This window comes from Burkholderia sp. BE17 (genome assembly GCF_009362305.1).
GTDB lineage: Bacteria > Pseudomonadota > Gammaproteobacteria > Burkholderiales > Burkholderiaceae > Burkholderia > Burkholderia pyrrocinia_C.
Genome location: NZ_WHNU01000033.1, coordinates 29,513 through 46,538 on the forward strand (window position 1 = coordinate 29,513; position 17,026 = coordinate 46,538).

Annotated in this window: 19 protein-coding genes; 10 read left to right on the forward strand and 9 right to left on the reverse strand. The window is 65.9% G+C overall.

Annotated features, from left to right (window positions below; translation table 11 throughout):
• The first annotated feature begins 15 nt into the window (after window positions 1–15).
• The 3 genes from GD429_RS25960 to GD429_RS25970 all read left to right on the forward strand — a co-directional run bounded on the left by GD429_RS25960 (window position 16) and on the right by GD429_RS25970 (window position 2,467).
• Window positions 16–792, forward strand: coding sequence for an ABC transporter ATP-binding protein (locus GD429_RS25960; protein WP_034178806.1), 777 nt, complete (start codon window positions 16–18; stop codon window positions 790–792).
• Complete coding sequence (locus GD429_RS25965) at window positions 792–1,508, forward strand: ABC transporter ATP-binding protein (RefSeq protein ID WP_152861126.1); 717 nt, start codon at window positions 792–794, stop codon at window positions 1,506–1,508. The genes GD429_RS25960 and GD429_RS25965 overlap by 1 nt, the downstream gene beginning before the upstream one ends.
• Before the next feature lie 287 nt (window positions 1,509–1,795).
• Window positions 1,796–2,467 carry a DUF2278 family protein gene (locus GD429_RS25970; RefSeq protein ID WP_152861128.1) on the forward strand — a complete coding sequence of 224 codons (672 nt, stop codon included), beginning with the start codon at window positions 1,796–1,798 and terminating at the stop codon, window positions 2,465–2,467.
• A gap of 27 nt (window positions 2,468–2,494) precedes the next feature.
• Here GD429_RS25970 and GD429_RS25975 read toward each other — a convergent pair whose 3' ends face one another.
• The 3 genes from GD429_RS25975 to GD429_RS25985 all read right to left on the reverse strand — a co-directional run bounded on the left by GD429_RS25975 (window position 2,495) and on the right by GD429_RS25985 (window position 5,467).
• The gene (locus GD429_RS25975) at window positions 2,495–2,950 is read right to left on the reverse strand and encodes a GNAT family acetyltransferase (protein ID WP_152861130.1); all 456 of its coding nucleotides are present in this window, start codon (window positions 2,948–2,950) and stop codon (window positions 2,495–2,497) included.
• Window positions 2,951–2,963: 13 nt separating this feature from the next.
• The gene (locus GD429_RS25980; protein WP_152861132.1) at window positions 2,964–4,148 is read right to left on the reverse strand and encodes an acetylornithine transaminase; all 1,185 of its coding nucleotides are present in this window, start codon (window positions 4,146–4,148) and stop codon (window positions 2,964–2,966) included.
• Between the two features lie 287 nt (window positions 4,149–4,435).
• On the reverse strand, window positions 4,436–5,467 hold the full coding sequence (locus tag GD429_RS25985) for a CDP-6-deoxy-delta-3,4-glucoseen reductase (protein WP_034178801.1): 1,032 nt from the start codon (window positions 5,465–5,467) through the stop codon (window positions 4,436–4,438).
• A gap of 107 nt (window positions 5,468–5,574) precedes the next feature.
• Here GD429_RS25985 and GD429_RS25990 point away from each other — a divergent pair, with 107 nt between their 5' ends.
• Window positions 5,575–6,612, forward strand: a complete 1,038-nt coding sequence (locus tag GD429_RS25990) for an NAD-dependent epimerase/dehydratase family protein (protein ID WP_152861134.1) — start codon at window positions 5,575–5,577, stop codon at window positions 6,610–6,612.
• Here the strand turns inward: GD429_RS25990 and GD429_RS25995 are convergent.
• The gene (locus GD429_RS25995) at window positions 6,595–6,783 is read right to left on the reverse strand and encodes a hypothetical protein (protein ID WP_152861136.1); all 189 of its coding nucleotides are present in this window, start codon (window positions 6,781–6,783) and stop codon (window positions 6,595–6,597) included. The two genes, GD429_RS25990 and GD429_RS25995, sit on opposite strands and share 18 nt — an antisense overlap.
• Window positions 6,784–7,007: 224 nt before the next feature.
• Here GD429_RS25995 and GD429_RS26000 point away from each other — a divergent pair, with 224 nt between their 5' ends.
• Window positions 7,008–8,195 carry an RNA-guided endonuclease InsQ/TnpB family protein gene (locus GD429_RS26000; protein ID WP_152861138.1) on the forward strand — a complete coding sequence of 396 codons (1,188 nt, stop codon included), beginning with the start codon at window positions 7,008–7,010 and terminating at the stop codon, window positions 8,193–8,195.
• Between the two features lie 48 nt (window positions 8,196–8,243).
• On the opposite strand, the gene GD429_RS26005 is transcribed toward GD429_RS26000, so the two are convergent.
• The gene (locus tag GD429_RS26005; RefSeq protein ID WP_152861140.1) at window positions 8,244–8,966 is read right to left on the reverse strand and encodes a pseudouridine synthase; all 723 of its coding nucleotides are present in this window, start codon (window positions 8,964–8,966) and stop codon (window positions 8,244–8,246) included.
• Between the two features lie 111 nt (window positions 8,967–9,077).
• Between GD429_RS26005 and copC the strand changes: the two genes are divergently transcribed.
• From copC to GD429_RS26025, 4 genes are all read left to right on the forward strand, one after another.
• Window positions 9,078–9,452 (forward strand): copper homeostasis periplasmic binding protein CopC, encoded by a 375-nt coding sequence (copC, locus tag GD429_RS26010; protein ID WP_152861142.1) that lies wholly within the window; start codon window positions 9,078–9,080, stop codon window positions 9,450–9,452.
• A 65-nt stretch (window positions 9,453–9,517) separates the two neighbouring features.
• The gene (locus GD429_RS26015; RefSeq protein WP_152861144.1) at window positions 9,518–10,018 is read left to right on the forward strand and encodes a DinB family protein; all 501 of its coding nucleotides are present in this window, start codon (window positions 9,518–9,520) and stop codon (window positions 10,016–10,018) included.
• A gap of 181 nt (window positions 10,019–10,199) precedes the next feature.
• Window positions 10,200–10,973, forward strand: coding sequence for an SDR family oxidoreductase (locus tag GD429_RS26020; RefSeq protein WP_175683418.1), 774 nt, complete (start codon window positions 10,200–10,202; stop codon window positions 10,971–10,973).
• 203 nt (window positions 10,974–11,176) lie between these two features.
• A complete protein-coding gene (locus tag GD429_RS26025) occupies window positions 11,177–12,112 on the forward strand; it encodes a LysR family transcriptional regulator (protein ID WP_152861146.1) in 936 nt (311 codons plus the stop codon).
• 40 nt (window positions 12,113–12,152) lie between these two features.
• On the opposite strand, the gene GD429_RS26030 is transcribed toward GD429_RS26025, so the two are convergent.
• Window positions 12,153–13,049 carry a LysR family transcriptional regulator gene (locus GD429_RS26030; RefSeq protein ID WP_152861148.1) on the reverse strand — a complete coding sequence of 299 codons (897 nt, stop codon included), beginning with the start codon at window positions 13,047–13,049 and terminating at the stop codon, window positions 12,153–12,155.
• A gap of 106 nt (window positions 13,050–13,155) precedes the next feature.
• Between GD429_RS26030 and GD429_RS26035 the strand changes: the two genes are divergently transcribed.
• Complete coding sequence (locus tag GD429_RS26035; protein ID WP_152861150.1) at window positions 13,156–14,046, forward strand: alpha/beta fold hydrolase; 891 nt, start codon at window positions 13,156–13,158, stop codon at window positions 14,044–14,046.
• A 40-nt stretch (window positions 14,047–14,086) separates the two neighbouring features.
• Here the strand turns inward: GD429_RS26035 and GD429_RS40625 are convergent, their stop codons facing one another.
• From GD429_RS40625 to GD429_RS26050, 3 genes are all read right to left on the reverse strand, one after another.
• Window positions 14,087–14,254, reverse strand: a complete 168-nt coding sequence (locus GD429_RS40625) for a hypothetical protein (RefSeq protein ID WP_174420011.1) — start codon at window positions 14,252–14,254, stop codon at window positions 14,087–14,089.
• 948 nt (window positions 14,255–15,202) lie between these two features.
• Window positions 15,203–15,931: an alpha/beta fold hydrolase gene (locus GD429_RS26045; protein ID WP_152861246.1), complete on the reverse strand. Its 729-nt coding sequence runs from the start codon at window positions 15,929–15,931 to the stop codon at window positions 15,203–15,205.
• A gap of 332 nt (window positions 15,932–16,263) precedes the next feature.
• Complete coding sequence (locus tag GD429_RS26050) at window positions 16,264–16,839, reverse strand: recombinase family protein (protein ID WP_152861152.1); 576 nt, start codon at window positions 16,837–16,839, stop codon at window positions 16,264–16,266.
• Window positions 16,840–17,026: the final 187 nt, after the last annotated feature.

Consider the following 17,026-nt stretch of genomic DNA (forward strand, 5'->3'; position numbering starts at 1 on the left):
CAAGGGGATACACACATGAGCGACAAGCAAATCCGACTGTCCGTGCAGGGCGTGAACAAACGCTTCGGCGGCCTGCAGGCGCTGTCCGACGTCGGCCTGCAGATCAAGGAAGGCGAGATCTACGGCCTGATCGGCCCGAACGGCGCCGGCAAGACGACGTTCTTCAACGTGATCACGGGCCTCTACACGCCGGACTCCGGCGACTTCAAGCTGGACGGCCAGAACTACACGCCGACGGCCGTGCACCAGGTGGCGAAGGCCGGCATCGCGCGCACGTTCCAGAACATCCGCCTGTTCGGCGGGATGACGGCCCTCGAGAACGTGATGGTGGGCCGCCACGTGCGCACCAAGCACGGCCTGCTCGGCGCGGTGTTCCAGACGCCGGCCGAACGCCAGGAAGAGCGCGAGATCAAGGAACGCGCGATCGAGCTGCTCGAATACGTGGGCGTGCTGCAGTACGCGGACTACACGTCGCGCAACCTGTCGTACGGCCACCAGCGCCGTCTCGAGATCGCGCGCGCACTGGCGACCGACCCGAAGCTGCTCGCGCTCGACGAGCCGGCGGCCGGGATGAACGCGACCGAGAAGGTCGAACTCACGCGCCTGCTCGACAAGATCCGCTCGGACGGCCGCACGATTCTCCTGATCGAGCACGATGTGAAGCTCGTGATGGGGCTGTGCAACCGGATGACGGTGCTCGATTACGGCAAGGTGATCGCCGAGGGTCTGCCGCAGGACGTGCAGAAGAATCCGAAGGTGATTGAGGCATATCTCGGCGCAGGGGTGCACTGATGGCAGCGGCAATGTTGAAAATCAAGGGCTTGCAGGTCAACTACGGCGGCATCCAGGCCGTCAAGGGCGTTGACATGGAAGTCCGTCAGGGCGAGCTCGTGACGCTGATCGGCGCGAACGGCGCCGGCAAGACCACGACGATGAAGGCGATCACGGGTCTGAAGCCGTATTCGGCGGGCGACATCGAGTACGACGGCAAGTCGATCAAGGGCATCCCGGCGCACGAACTGCTCAAGCGCGGCCTCGCGATGGTGCCGGAAGGCCGCGGGATCTTCGCGCGGATGTCGATCGTCGAGAACATGCAGATGGGCGCGTACCTGCGCAACGACACCGAGCAGATCAAGAAGGACGTCGACCGGATGTTCGGCTTCTTCCCGCGCCTGAAGGAGCGTGCATCGCAGCTCGCGGGCACGCTGTCGGGCGGCGAGCAGCAGATGCTGGCGATGTCGCGGGCGATTCTCTCCAAGCCGAAGCTGCTGCTGCTCGACGAGCCGTCGATGGGGCTGTCGCCGATCATGGTCGAGAAGATCTTCGAAGTGGTGCGCACGATCTCGAGCGAGGGCATCACGGTGCTGCTCGTCGAGCAGAACGCACGCCTCGCGCTGCAGGCGGCCGACCGTGGCTACGTGATGGATTCGGGCATGGTCACGATGGAAGGCGACGCGAAGCAGATGCTCGACGATCCGAAGGTGCGCGCAGCGTATCTCGGCGAGTAAGTGGATGAATGAGCGGGCCCGGTGACGCGCGGCGGCAGATGCCGCGTGCGTCATGCAAGGGCTTTCGAAAGGCTGTCACGGGATGCCGTGACAGCCTTTTTTTCGTGTCGTGCGATTCGTGTCGAACTGTGCGCGCGGAGGCGACTCCATTCGACTGTTGCGCTGCGCACGCGGCGCGGGAAACGACAGGGTCGGCTGCCCGAAGCCGGTCGCCCGCAGCCGGTCGCCCGCAAACCGACACACGGGCCGCGTAGCATCGACGGCCCATCGGCACACGGAGAACACGCATGAGTCTGGACTACGGTTTCGTGAAGGCGAAGGTGACATCGGTGGCGAAGCTGAAGGGCTCGCCGCACGGCAGCGAGATCCAGTATCACATCCACCTGACGCTGGCGCTGCCGGGAGGCGACTGGGATGTCGCGATCAACGTCGGCACCAGCGATGCGGACGACTTGCTGAACTACAAGCTCGTCTACGATTTCCACCATCCCGTCACGCAGACGCTTGCGGCCGCGGCGGAAGGCTACACCGACCTCACGGGGCAGGGCGCGCTGCCCGCGCTCGACTACCTGCGCAGCGACATCCTGAACGAGACGGGCGCGTGGCGCGCGAGCGCGGTGATGGACGGTACCGAGAACCCGGAGCCGATCCCGTCGCTGCTGCGGCTCGTCAGTGCCGCGCAGTCGCAGGGCCTCGACGTCGTCGTGTTCGGCCGCACGTATGCGGAAGGCAACGGGATCCACGACACGCACATGAACCAGGGTTCGACGGGCACGAACTACCTGCATCGCGCGGGAGACGACCACAACGACCACAACGACGTCTGGCAGGACGGCGCGCTGATCGTGCGCGTGAGCGATACGCAGTGGGCCGCGTATTTCGCGGCGTTCGAACAGCAGGCCGTGCCGACCGACGCGCTCGGCAATCCGCTGCCGGGCGCGGGGCCGATCACGCGCTGAAGCAGGCCACCGTCGCCGCCGGCTGCATCACGCGGCCGGCAGCGTCTTGCCGAACGAGATGCGCTCCTCGACGCGATAGCCGAGCGCCGCATAAAAGCGGCACGCATCGTCGTTGCCGGGCAGCACCTGCAGGTTGATCTTCAGGCAGCCGCGCGCGGCGAGCGCGCTTTCCGCGTGCGCGATCAGCGCGCGGCCGACGCCGAGCCGCCGCGCGTCGTTGGCGACGCCGAACGAGTAGAGCCAGCCGCGATGTCCGTCGAAACCCGCCATCAACGTGCCGACGACGCGCGCACCGCTGGTCGCGACGAAGAACAGCTCGGGCTGCGTCGCGAGCTTCAGCTCGATCGATCGCAGCGGGTCGCGGTGCGGCGGCGCGCCGGCTTCGTCGTACTGCGGGAACGCGTCGCGCCATACCGCGAGCACGGCATCGGTGTCGGCGCGTTCGAACGGGCGGATAGCGACAGCATCGGCGGCGACATCCATCGCGGCGGTCTCCTTAGAGCGTGTCGAGGATCGACCGCAGCATCGCCATCATCTGGTCGATCTCTTCGGTCGTCACGTTCAGCGCGGGCATGAAGCGCAGCAGGTTCGGCCGCGCGGCGTTCAGCAGCAGGCCGTCGGGCTGCATGTCGCGCGCCTTCTCGACGATCTGCGGGCCGATGTCCTTGCCGAGCAGCAGCGCGCGCAGCAGGCCTTCGCCGCGTTCGCCTTCGAAGCCGCGCTCCTCCGACAGCTCGAGCAGCTTGCGCTTCAGGTATTCGCCGCGCGCACGCACGCCTTCGAGGAAGCCGGGCGCGACCAGCTGCGAGATCACCGAATAGCCGGCCGCCGTCATCAGCGGGTTGCCGTTGTACGTGCCGCCCTGGTCGCCGGCCTCGAACACCGCGACGTCGGCCTTCGACAGCAGCGCCGCGAGCGGCACGCCGCTGCCGATGCCCTTGCCGAGCGTCATGACGTCCGGCTCGATGTCGGCGAGCTCGTACGCGAACAGCGTACCCGCACGGCCGCAGCCGCTCTGCACTTCGTCGACGATCAGCAGCAGGTTGTGCTGCTTCGTCAGCGCGCGCAGTTCGCGCATGAACTCGCGCGTTGCCGGAATCACGCCGCCTTCGCCCTGGATCGGTTCGAGCATCACGGCGACGGTCTTGTCGGTGATCAGCTTCTCGACCGAGTTGATGTTGTTCAGCTCGGCCTTCGGGAAGCCCGGCACCTGCGGCGCGTAGATCGTGTCCCAGCCCGGCTTGCCGCTGGCCGACATCGTCGCGAGCGTGCGGCCGTGGAAGCTGTGGTCGAACGTGATGATCTCGTATGCGCCGTTGCGGAACTTGCGGCCCCACTTGCGCGCGAGCTTGATCGCGCCTTCGTTCGCCTCGGCGCCGCTGTTCGTGAAGAACACCTTGTCGAACACGCTGTGCTGCGTGAGCAGGCCCGCGAGCTTCGCCATCGGTTCGTTGTAGAACGCCGGAGAAGGGTTCAGCAGCTTTTCGGCCTGCGACTTCAGCGCTTCGACGACGCCGTCGTTGCAGTGGCCGAGGCTGTTGACGGCCCAGCCCTGGATGAAGTCCAGATAGCGCTTGCCCGTGTGATCGTAGAGCCACGAACCCTTGCCGTGCGTAAACACGATGTCGGGGCGGTTCGTGATGTACATCAGCGAGTCGATCGGGTAATCGTTCAAGGGCATGGCAGCAGACTCCAGCGGGCGTTGAAAGGGAAACGGGCAATAAAAAAGCCACGGAAGGCCGTGGCTGGTGGGGTCGAACAGCTTGTGCGTAACCGGTGAAGCAGTGTGGGGGTTACGCGCGAGTCCGTGACGAGCCTGCGGCATCCGGGAGGAGCGGCGAGCGGCGACGTCGGAGAGCGGACAGGAAGCGGTTCATGTGCGCAAGCATAAGGCATCCGGCGCCCCACTGTAAACCGCCGCGATGCCACGGATGTGACAGCGCGGCGCGGGCCGCGGGTGTGCGGTACTCAGACCGGATGCGCGAGATCGGCGGCGCTCGTGAACGAGTCCGCGTAGAACTCGTCGGCCGGCAGCGCGTGGTGCTGCGTGAAGTCGCGCTGCGCGGATTCCACCATCACCGGCGCGCCGCACGCGTACACCTGATGGCCCGACAGATCGGGCAGGTCCTCGATCACCGCGCGATGGACGAAGCCCGTGCGGCCCGTCCACTGGTCGCCGTCGTCGGGCTCGGAGAGCACCGGCACGTACTTGAAGTTCGGGATTTCGCTGGCCCACTGCTCGGCGAGCTCGCCCAGGTAGATGTCCTTCTTGCGGCGTGCGCCCCAGTAGAGCGTCATCGGGCGCGTGATGCCGCGGTGCTTCACGTGCTCGATGATCGCCTTGATCGGCGCGAAGCCCGTGCCCGATGCAAGCAGCACGATCGGCTTGTCGGAATCCTCGCGCAGGAAGAACGTGCCGAGCGGGCCTTCGAAGCGCAGGATGTCGCGCTCCTTCATCGCGCCGAACACGTGGTCGGTGAACTTGCCGCCCGGCATGTGGCGGATGTGCAGCTCGATCGGGCCTTCCTCGTGCGGCGCGTTCGCCATCGAGTAGCTGCGGCGCGAGCCGTCCTTCAGGATGAACTCGACGTACTGGCCCGCGAGGTACTGCAGGCGTTCGTTGGCGGGCAACTGCAGCTTTACGACCATCACGTCGTCGGCCTTGCGCTCGAGCGCGGCGATCCGGCACGGCAGCTTCTTGACCTGCACGCCGTCGACGCCGGCGATTTCGCGCACGTCGATCTCGAGATCGCACTGCGCCTTCGAGCAGCACAGCAGCGCGAGGCCGCGCGTGCGCTCGTCATTGGACAGCGCGGACGCGGCATGCGGGCCCTGCTCGATCTGGCCCGACACGATCTGGCCCTTGCAGGAGCCGCACGCGCCGTTCTTGCAGCCGTACGGCAGATGGACGTTCTGGCGCAGCGCAGCCGCCAGCACGGTTTCGTCCGACTCGACCTGGAATTGCCGGCCGCTTTGCTTGAGAGTGACGTTGAATGCCATAGAACCAAACTAGAACAAAATGTGGGGACCGTGCATGTCGAGCACGGCAGCTACAATGCAAACCCGTTGCGCGTCGCGCAACGGTGGCTACTGATTTCGCAACCAACATGATCGCGACACGAATCCTGCGCCGGCCGCGCGCACTGATCGTCGGCTGCGGCGACGTCGGCATGCGCTGCGTCGCGCAATGGCGCGACACGCGCCGCAACCTGCGGCTCTTCGCGCTGACGAGCCACCCGGCCCGCCGCGACGAACTGCGGGCCGCAGGCGCGACGCCGATCGTCGGCGACCTCGATCGCCGGGCGACGCTCGGCCGCCTCGCGGGCCTTGCCGGCACGATCCTGCATCTCGCGCCGCCGCAGTCCGACGGCCGCGACGACCGGCGCACGCGTGCGCTGATCGCCGCAACGACCGTGCCCGCGCGGCGCCCGGCGGCACCGCCGGCACCGGCGGTCGGCCGGCTCCGAACGCTGCGCGCCGCTGCCCGGCAGGCCGGCGCGCCCGTTCGGGCAGCGCGTATTGTACCCGACGGTCTTCGCGCGCCGAGGCTCGTCTACGCGAGCACGACGGGTGTATACGGCGATTGCGGCGGCGCGCGCATCGACGAAACGCACCCGCTGCATCCTGCGAATCCGCGCGCGTTCCGGCGCGTGTCGGCCGAGCGGCAACTGCGCGCGGCGACGGTGCGCGGCGTGCTGTCCGCGCGCATCGTGCGCATCCCGGGCATCTACGCGGCGAACCGTCTGCCGGTCGCGCGGCTCGAGCGCGGCACGCCGGCGCTCGAGCCGGCCGACGACGTCTACACGAACCACATCCACGCGGACGATCTCGCGGCGATCCTGCGCCGCGCGGCCGAGCGCGGCAGGCCGGCGCGCGCCGTGCACGCGTCGGACGACAGCGAACTGCGGATGGGGGAGTATTTCGACCGGGTCGCGCAGGCGCTCGGCCTGCCGCGGCCGCCGCGCATCAGCCGCGCGGCCGCCGAACGCCAGCTCGAACCGGCGCTGCTGTCGTTCATGCGCGAGTCGCGGCGCCTGTCCAACGCACGGCTCAAGGCCGAATTGTGCGTGACGTTGCGTTATCCGACCGTAGACGATTTCCTTCAAACGCTCGCGCCGGGCAGCGCGTCAGGTCAGCGCCGGTAACGCCTCGATCAGCAGGAAGCACAGCAGCGCGCCGATCAGCGCGCCGATCAGGTTCGGATGATATTTGTGCTTCCGGTGCATCGCGGCCAGCAGCCCGCCGATCACGATGACACCGACGACCGCGAACGCGATCGTCACGTACGACAGTTCGAAAGAATGGTTGATGGTCATGATGTCTCCCCTGCATCGCTGCTCGTGCAGCTTGTGATTTGAGTATAGCGGGGGATCGTACGGCCGAGACGCGGCCGGACACCGAACGGTCGTGCGGATTTTCCCTTACAGGGTTTTGACCCGGTGCGTGGTAAGCCTCGACCTTCAGGGCTGTGGAAAGACGGATAGCGCGGCACCGCAGGGGTACTTGACAGCGTGTTTTCGCTGGCTGATATGCTCGAATCATGCAACGCCTCCAAGCCTTCAAATATGAACTGATGCCGACCGGCGAACAGCAGCGCCAGATGCGCCGCTTCGCCGGGGCGTGCCGGTTCGTCTTCAACAAGGCGCTGGCGTTGCAGAAGGAGCGCTACGAACGCGGCGAAAAGAAACTCGGCTATGCCGGGCTGTGCAGGTTGATCACCGATTGGCGCAACAGCCAGCAGACACCGTGGCTCAGGGATGCGCCGACACATCCCCTGCAGCAAACGCTCAAGGACCTGGAGCGTGCGTACGCCAACTTCTTCGCCAAACGTGCGGGCTTCCCGCGCTTCAAAAAGAAGGGGCAGTCAGACAGTTTCCGCTATCCCGACCCGAAACAGATCAAGCTCGATCAGCGAACCAGCCGACTCTTCCTACCCAAGCTCGGTTGGCTGCGCTACCGCAATAGCCGAAACGTATTGGGCGAGGTGAAGCGAGTCACGGTGTCGGCCAGCGGCGGCAAGTGGTATGCGAGCATCCAGACCGAACGCGTGGTCGAACGACCTGTTCCAAAAGGCGGCGCGATCGGCATCGACTTGGGCATCGTTCGCTTTGCCACCCTCTCGGATGGAACGTTCTACGTGCCGCTGAACAGCTTCAGGCGGCATGAGACAGCATTGCGCCGCGCACAGCAGGCCGTGAGCCGCAAGGTGACATTCAGCAACAACTGGAAGAAGGCGAAAACCCGCGTCCAGCGTATTCATGCCCGGATCGGCAACGCCCGCCGTGACTACTTGCACAAAGCCACGACCACGATCAGCCAAAACCACGCGATGGTGTGCATCGAGGATTTGCAGGTTCGGAATATGTCCAAATCGGCGGCGGGTAGTACCGTGCAACCGGGAAAGAACGGTCGAGCCAAGTCCGGCCTGAACAAGTCCATTCTCGATCAGGGCTGGTTCGAGTTCCGACGTCAACTCGATTACAAGCTGGAGTGGAACGGCGGACATCTCGTCGCGGTTCCGCCACAGAAAACGAGCCGCACTTGCCCCTGCTGCGGACACGTGTCGGCGGACAACCGGCGGGGTCAAGCTCGATTCGAGTGCATGGATTGTGGCTTCGAGGAAAACGCCGATTTGGTTGGCGCGATCAATGTGCTCAGGGCGGAACACGCCCGTTGCGCCTGTGAAGTGAGCGATGCAGCAAGATCGCCAGCAGCAGGAACCCACTGAAGCGAGCTGTCTGCATAGGCAGGCAGACGCCGTAGGAATCGCCCGACTTTAGGCGGGCGAGGATGTCAAGGGATTGCGCAACGCTGAAAGGTCGGCGTCATCGAGCCACCGCCACGCGCCGGGTTCGAGGTCGTCCGGCAGCGCGAAGCCGCCGATGCTTTCGCGGTGCAGCAACTCGACGCGGTTGCTCGCCGCCGCGACCATGCGTTTCACCTGGTGATACTTGCCTTCCAGGACGGTCAGCACGAGCGCGTGCGTGTCGCGCGCGTCGGCGGCGACCGCCGCGATCGGCTTCGGCTCGCCGTGGAGCTGCACACCGGTGCGCAGCGCGTGCAGTTGCGCATCGTCGAGCGGGTGGCGCACGGTCGCCACGTAGGTCTTCGGCACCTTGCGCTTCGGCGACGTGTACGCGTGCACGAACTGGCCGTCGTCGGACAGCAGCAGCAAGCCCGTCGTGTCCTGGTCGAGACGGCCGACGCACTGCACGCCGCGCGCGACGAGCGGCGCGGGCAGCAGGCTGAACACGCTTGAATGGTGCTGTGGATCGCGCGAACACTCGTAGCCGGCCGGCTTGTTGAGCGCCAGATAGGCACGTGCGTGGAACGGCCAGGCCGTATCGTCGACCGAGAATACGAGGCCGTCGGTGTCGAACGACGCGTCGGGGTCGTTCGCGCTGGCACCCGCGACGGCGACGCGGCCCGCTTCGATCAGGCCGCGGCACTGGCGGCGCGAGCCGAAGCCCTGGGTGTAGAGAATGCTTTCGAGATCCATAGCGGGCGCATTCTATCAAGCAGCGTGCGACCGGCATCAACACGCTTGCGCTGGTAAGCTGCCGGAACGCCGCGCGGGGTGCGGCGCCTGTTCATTCTTCACGGAAAGTCCATGCATTTCGATTCGTTCCCGTTCGGCCGCAAGGCTGCCGCCGTCATCGTTGCCGCGACTGTTTCGTCGGCCGCATTCGCGCATGCGCATCTCGCGAAGAGCGATCCGGCGGCGGGCGCGGTGCTGGCCGCCGCACCGGCCTCCGTCACGATCGATTTCACCGAGCCGCTGGAGCCGGCGTTCAGCTCGATCGTCGTCGTCGACGGCGACGGCAAGACGGTGTCGGACGGCAAAGCGCACATCGATGCGTCGAACCGCAAGCGGATGACGGTGCCGCTCACGGCGGTCGGCACGGGTGCCTATACGGTGAAATGGGTGGCCGTCGCGACCGACGGCCACCGCACGCAAGGTGCGTACGGCTTCGGCGTGAAGTGACGCAACGATGGCGGCAGGCCCGTGCCAGGGCTGCCGCCGCTCTTATCCGACAGGGAGTTTCCCGCATGAATCCGACGACGCTCGACGCACTCGCCGATTTCCCCCGTCAGCTCGAAGCCCATTTCGCGGCCGTGCCCGACGGCTACGCGCGCTGGACGCCCGACGACTGGGCCGGGATCCCGAGCGAGCACTTCTCGCCGCTCGGGCAGCTTTGCCATGTTCGCGACATCGAGATCGACGGTTATCACGTGCGGCTGCGGCGGATGCTCGAGGAAGATCGGCCGCTGCTCGTGTCGATCGACGGCGATGCGCTCGCGATCGAACGCCGCTACAACGATGCCTATGCGTCCGACGTGCTCGCAGCGATCCGCGTAGCGCGGCGCGAGACGCTGGACCTCGTGTCGCGCCTCACGCCCGAGCAGTTCGAGCGTGTCGGCGAGTTCGACGGCTACGGTTCGCTGACCGTGCGCGGGCTCGTTCATTACCTGTGCAGCCACGACCAGCAGCATCTGGCCGGCATGCAGTGGCTGCTCGGCAAGATCGACGCGGCGCTGTACGCGCGCTGAGCCCGCCGGCGGACGCGCCGCCGCGCGAGCGAATTCCGGCTCGGTTGTCGGTGCGGCAGACCACGCTGCGACGTTCCGATTGGATCGGTTTTCTGGATAATCCATCCAGCCGCGACCGGCTGACCGGCGCGTCGCGCGTGCCTACACTCCTAGCTTCGTTCAACGAGGAAAGGAGTCGACCGTGGCTACTCACACGCTCGCAGACAAGGTCGTCCTGATCGCAGGCGGCGCAAAGAATCTCGGCGGCCTGATCGCGCGGGACCTGGCGGGCCACGGCGCGAAGGCCGTGGCGATTCACTACAACAGCGCGGCGTCGCAGGCGCAGGCCGAGGAGACGGCCGCCGCGGTGCGCGCGGCCGGTGCCGAGGCCGCAACGTTCCAGGCCGACCTGACGACGGCCGCCGCGGTCGAGAAACTGTTCGACGACGCGAAGCGGCGCTTCGGCAAGATCGACATCGCGATCAACACGGTCGGCAAGGTGCTGAAGAAGCCGTTCACCGAGATCAGCGAAGCCGAGTACGACGAGATGTTCGCGGTCAACAGCAAGTCGGCGTTCTTCTTCATCAAGGAAGCGGGGCGGCACCTCGAGGATCACGGCAAGCTCGTCACGCTCGTGACGTCGCTGCTCGGTGCGTTCACGCCGTTCTATGCGGCATACGAAGGGTCGAAGGCGCCGGTCGAGCACTTCACGCGCGCGGCGTCGAAGGAATACGGCGCACGCGGGATCTCGGTGACGGCCGTCGGGCCCGGCCCGATGGACACGCCGTTCTTCTATCCGGCCGAAGGCGCCGATGCGGTCGCGTATCACAAGACGGCGGCCGCGCTGTCGCCGTTCAGCAAGACGGGCCTGACCGACATCGAGGACGTCGTGCCGTTCATCCGCCATCTCGTGACCGACGGCTGGTGGATCACGGGCCAGACGATCCTGATCAACGGCGGTTATACGACCAAGTAACCGACCGGATAAGCGGTCGCATACCGGGGCGCGTCGGCCGCCGCCGGCGCGCGGCGCACCGTGCACCGCAATGTGCCGATTGCGTGGACAATGGGCGGGCGCGCAGCCGCGAGGCCGCGCGCCTGTTTTCTCTGTGCCGCCGGACCCTGCCGCGATGCGAGACGGCTGCCGGCGACGGTCGTCCGAACCCAGGTTCCCCGCCGATGGACAAGCTGGATCAGGTCAGAATCTTCCTGCAGGTTGCCGAGATGGGCAGCTTCATCAAGGCCGCGCATGCGCTCGATGTGCCTCGCGCGACCGTGTCGGCGGCCGTCCAGCAGCTCGAGGCGGGGCTCGGCACGCGCCTCTTGCACCGCACGACGCGCCAGGTGCAGTTGACCGCCGACGGCGTGCTGCTGCTCGAACGCGGCCGGCGCCTGCTCGCCGAGGCCGACGAGCTCGACCGGCTGTTCCGCCGCCGCGATCGCGACGTGGTCGGGCGGCTGAACGTCGACGTGCCGAGCCGGATCGCGCGCCGCGTGATTGCGCCCGCGCTGCCGTCGCTGTTTCGCCGCTACCCGAAGCTGCAACTGTCGCTCGGCTCGACGGACCGCTCGATCGATCTCGTGCAGGAGGGCGTCGACTGCGCGATCCGCGTCGGACGGCTCGCGGACAGCAGCCTCGTCGTGCGGCCGCTCGGGCAGTTCACGCTGATCAACTGCGCGAGCCCCGACTACCTGCGCGAATGCGGCGTGCCCGAGCATCCGGATGCGCTCGCGCACGGGCACTGGGCGATCGGTTATGCGTCGCCGACGACGGGGCGCGAGCTCGGGTGGGAATACTGCGTGGACGGCGAGCGGCGCACGCTGACGCTGCCGAGCCGCGTGATCGTCAACAACGCCGAAACCTATATCGCCGGCTGCATCGCCGGGATGGGGCTGATCCAGATTCCGCGGTTCGACGTCGAGCATCTGCTGGACAGCGGCGCGCTCGTCGACGTGATGCCCGGCCACCGCGCCGAGCCGATGGACGTGTCGGCCGTGTATCCGCACCGGCGGCACCGGTCGCGACGGCTCAATGCGTTCGTCGATTGGTTCGGGGAGCTGATGGCGGATGCGTTGACGGGGGCGGCGGCCGGGAAGGGCGCGGAAGGCGATTGACCGGGGCGACCGGTTTGCGTCGTGTGCCGCCGCGCCTGTTTCAGTCGGCCAGCGCCGCGAACCGCCGGTTGCGCCCGGTTTCCCGCACCGCTTCGATCAAAGCCGCGCCGGCGCCGTCCGGCTTCGATGCGAACGCGTAGAAGCGCGCGGCCGGCAGCGCGGGCAGGCCGTCCTGCGGCCCGCACGCGCGCAGCCCGTCGCGTAGCTGGCTGCGCGCCAGCGCGGTGACCGCGAAGCCCGCGAGCGCGGCCGACACGCAGCCAGCCATGCTGCCGCTCTCGAACAGCACGCGGAACGGCCGCAGCGCGGCGGCGAGCGCCGATACGACGGCTTCACGATAGACGCACGGTTCCGGAAACAGCGCGAGCGGCACTTCGCCGCCGGCGTCGAGCGTGCGGTCCGACGCGAATGCCCATACGAGCGGTTCTTCCCACAGCAGTTCGCCCTGCGCGTCGACCTGCCGGCACTGCTTGCCGAACACGACATCGAGCCGGCCGAGCGCCTGCTCGCGAAGCAGCGACGCGGTGATCCCGACCTTCAGCTCGATTGCCGTACGCGGGTGGCGATCTCGGAACGTGCGCAGCACCTGCGGCAGCCACGCACCCGCGAAATCCTCCGATGCGCCGACGCGCAGCCGCCCGTGCGTCGGCGCGCCGCGCAGCCTCGCGCGCACTTCGCGCTCCAGGTCGACGATGTTGCGCGCGTATGCGTACAGCGTGTCGCCGGCCGGCGTGAGCGCGATACGGCGCGTCGTGCGCGCGAGCAGCACCGTGCCGGCCGCCTGTTCGAGCCGCTTGATATGGCCGCTGACGGCCGACGGCGTCAGCGCGAGGCGCTCCGCGGCCGGTGCGAACCCGCGGCTGTCGACGACTTCGAGGAAGGTGCGCAGCAGCGCGATGTCGAGCGAGGTCGACGCGGGATCGGTCAGCGGTTCCATGGGTCAATTCAACGCAATATTCGCAGAATGAATCATGATACTCCGTGAATCGTGATGAAAGGCCGGCCTACCATCGTCTGCTCAAGTTGACCCGACGGAGAACACGATGACTGCCTATGCGCATGCGACGACCGCGTCGCTCGATATCGCCTATCTGGAATGGAACCCGCGCGGCGAACGCGTGGCCGTGCTGCTGCACGGCTGGCCGGACAGCCCGATCGGCTGGGAGCCCGTGGCGGCGGCGCTTGCCGCGCATGGCTACCGCGTACTCGCGCCCGCGCTGCGCGGCTTTGCGCCGACACGCTTTCGCAACGCATCCGTGCCGCGCAGCGGCCAGCTCGCGGCGCTCGGGCGCGACCTGCTCGAATTCGTCGATGTGCTCGGCGTCGAGCGGCCCGTGCTGGTCGGGCACGACTGGGGCGCCCGTGCGGTCGCGAACGCGTGCGGGCTGCGCAACGGCGTCGCATCGCATCTCGTGATGCTGTCGGTCGGGTACGGCACCAACGATTCCGGTCAGGCGCTGTCGCTGCAGCAGGCGCGCAACTACTGGTATCACTGGTTCATGGCGACGCCGCGCGGCGAGCAGGCGCTGCGCGACGATCGCCGTGCGTTTGCTCGCGTGATGTGGGACACGTGGTCGCCGCCCGGCTGGTATCGCGACGGCGATTTCGATGCGGCCGCCGCCGCGTTCGACGGGCCCGACTGGATCGACGTCGTGCTGCATTCGTACCGGCATCGCTGGGGTTTCGCGCCGGGTGCGCCGGCCTATGCCGACGACAACGCGCGGCTGAATCCGGCGCCCGTGCTGTCGGTGCCGACGCTCGTGCTGCACGGCGGCGCGGATACCTGCAATCATCCGGACAGCTCGGCCGGGCGCGAACGGTTCTTTACGGGGCGTTATGAGCGGCAGGTACTGGATGGAGTAGGGCATTTTCCGCAGCGCGAGGCGCCGGCGGCGGTCGCCGACGCGATTCTGCGGTTCTGCGAGCTTGGCTGAACACGCGGCTTGCGTCACGGCGCGCGGTCGGTCGAACCGGTCATTCGGTGCGATGCGGAATGTTGTCCGGGAACGGATAGGGCGCATGCGGCCCCGGCCAGTCGGGCACGGGCGGCTCGCGCAGCAGGTCGCATCCGCCCAGCGTGATCAGGAGAAGCGCGGCGAGCACGCCGCGGCGAATCGGGCTTGAAATGGCGCGCGTGGACATGGCCTGCCTCCGTGCTGCGTTCCCTGATGCTTGGACCGCCGGGCGAGGGCATGCGTTGCGGTGAACGTCGCACGCGGCAAAAACAAAAAACCCGCGAAGCGGTGGGCTTGCGCGGGTTTCGACAGGTGCAGCGCATGGCGCTGCGAAATTCTGGTGCCAGGGCCGGAATGAAATAATTCTATGTGATGCCCGTAGTGTAAGGGTGTTGCTTGTGGAGTGTTACTGAGTTGCCCCCAGAGTTGCCCCCCGCGCCTCTGGCAGCCGCAGAATTCATATCGCTCTGCTGCGTGTGCCGTTCGGGCGCGGTCGTTCAGAAGATACCAACAGGCGTATCGGCGTAGGCTCGATCAGTCGAAGGCCCGTGCCGTGCGGAACGTTGCTGTGCCGCTGGAAGCAAAAATATTTGGAGATTTGGAGATAGACGGTTGTGTCGGCCTGTAAGCCTTGTCTGGTAAGGCTGTGGTTATCTCCAAGTCTATCTCCAAAGTACACATTTTCTTGGAGATAAAGTTGGAGACAGACTGCTGAGCTATGGCGTCCGCACGACGATGTTGAGAGTTGCCCTGCCTTCTGGAACGCTGCGCGCAAAGAACGCCCCGCGCGCCCACACCCACGAGCCGCCGTTACGCTAGAAAGTTACTTTGCAACCGTCGCATCACGTCAGTGATTGGCACGAGTAAGCGCGGCATATTCGCGACAAGATTGGTGATGCGGGGACCGAGATGTGCAAGTCCAGACCTGATCTCTAAGTCGGAGGCAGATCAGGTCTGAGATTTCGTGGACGTCACCTCATCAAGGGCCGTGATCGACCCGGAACGGGCGCTTGGCTTTCTCGAAAGCGGCCTTCGACGCCATTCGCAAGCGTCACGCGATTGTCGACAAAGTTTGCACCGACGGTTGAACGATCGAAGTTGGCCTTTGCCCGCGCCGCGCATCGATGACCACTTATTAGGCCAAGAATCGCTCGATTGCCGATGAAAATTCGACGTGGTTGTCGAGCATCATCAGATGGCCGCTGTTGGCAATCGTGTAATCTCCAGCGCATTTCTTCAATGCCCAGTCCGGTGCGTTCCAGCCTTTGCGGGAATGCTCACCGGAAAGCAAATACACCGGATGCCGATCGAATACCTGTTCGAGCAATCTTAGGTAGTCGTCGTTTCCCGTTGTCGTGACGACGGATTGACCCATGGCGCGGAGAGTGGATGCTGGCTGATGAGCAAGCCACCGGGCGGCAATCTCGCCGATATGCGGCGCAGGTGTGGTAACGGAACTGCTGATCCAGGCTAATGGGTCGGCACGGAAATCTGCCAGCATGGCGTCAGCCTCGGTCTGGCTCATCCGTCCTACCGATGCGGACCAGAACGCATCGCCCAACGTGAAATTTCCTTCGACATTGACGATCCTGCGGATGTGCTCAGGGTAGGTCCGAGCGAACAACATAGCGATCGCACCGCCAACGGAATGACCAACCACGTCAACGGGTTTGCTTCCAAAACGGGCGTCCACGAATGCTCGCAGATACTCGACCTGGCCCGGTAGGGATATGGAATCGAACGGAACTGCTTGGTGCTCGCCGTACCCAAGCAGATCGGGAGACGCATGCGGCAATCCGAAGCCGGTGACGTCAAGCGTACCGATGAAGCCGTGAACGAAAACGACGGGAGAAGCGTTGCGCATGCTTGTTAGATGAGGGCTGTTTGAAGTCGTTGGGTCGATTCTCGATGCGACCAGTGGTGAGCCGTTGCGGAAATTGTCAACGGTTTCGATCACGGTGTCGACTGTCCGTTCATGGCCGAACTGAGCCAGACAACCTGACACTGCTCTGCTTGGTCTGGTTCAGTCTTATACAGATGAGAGACATGACGCACTTTTGAGTGCTGCCATTTGGGCAATGCGGACCGATATCCAACCCGGAACCGCGCATGCGCCGCCTCGCGCCTTTAAGCTGCGCGCTCCATCACCCAGCGAGCCGGTCTCCAGCAAGGCGTGAGTTGAACGGCGCGCGCCGCTTAGACTGCGTCGCGTACCCGCATGATCGTCTGGCGGCTCGTGCCAAATCGCCGAGCAAGCGCGGCCACGCTTGCCCCCGCGTCCAACTCGCGCAGCACGTCCGCCCGCTGCTCGTCCGACAGGGCGGACGGCCGCCCCATCGCCTTGCCATCCGCCTTCGCGCGAGCGATACCAGCGTGCGTGCGCTCAATCAACAGATCCCGCTCGAATTCGGCCACCGCGTTCAACACCTGCATCGTCATCCGGCCGGCCGCGCTCGTCAGATCTACGCCGCCCAGGGCGAGACAATGAACCCGGATACCGCGTTCGGCCAATCCCTCGACCGTGGCCCGCACGTCCATCGCATTGCGGCCGAGTCGGTCGAGCTTCGTCACGATCAACACGTCGCCTTCTTCCATCTTGACGAGCAACTGCGCAAACCCCGGCCGCTGATCGGCGCTTACGCTCCCCGAAATGCTTTCCGACACAACGCGGCGCTTGTCGACCGAGAAGCCGGCCGCCTCGATCTCTCGTAACTGGTTCGCGGTGGTCTGGTCGGACGTACTGACGCGGGCATAGGCAAAGGTTCGGGACATATCGGGCACTCAATCTGTACGAAATAGGTGTCCGAATATAAGGCAATGTCCAAAACATTTCAACCCTTATTTACGGACAGGGCAAAATGCCCCTGTCCGCAAGGGATCGGTTTCGGACATGCAAATCCCATTGATCCTACGATCGACAAAGCGGATGGGGACGTAACTGCAGAACCTCCCGCCGGTA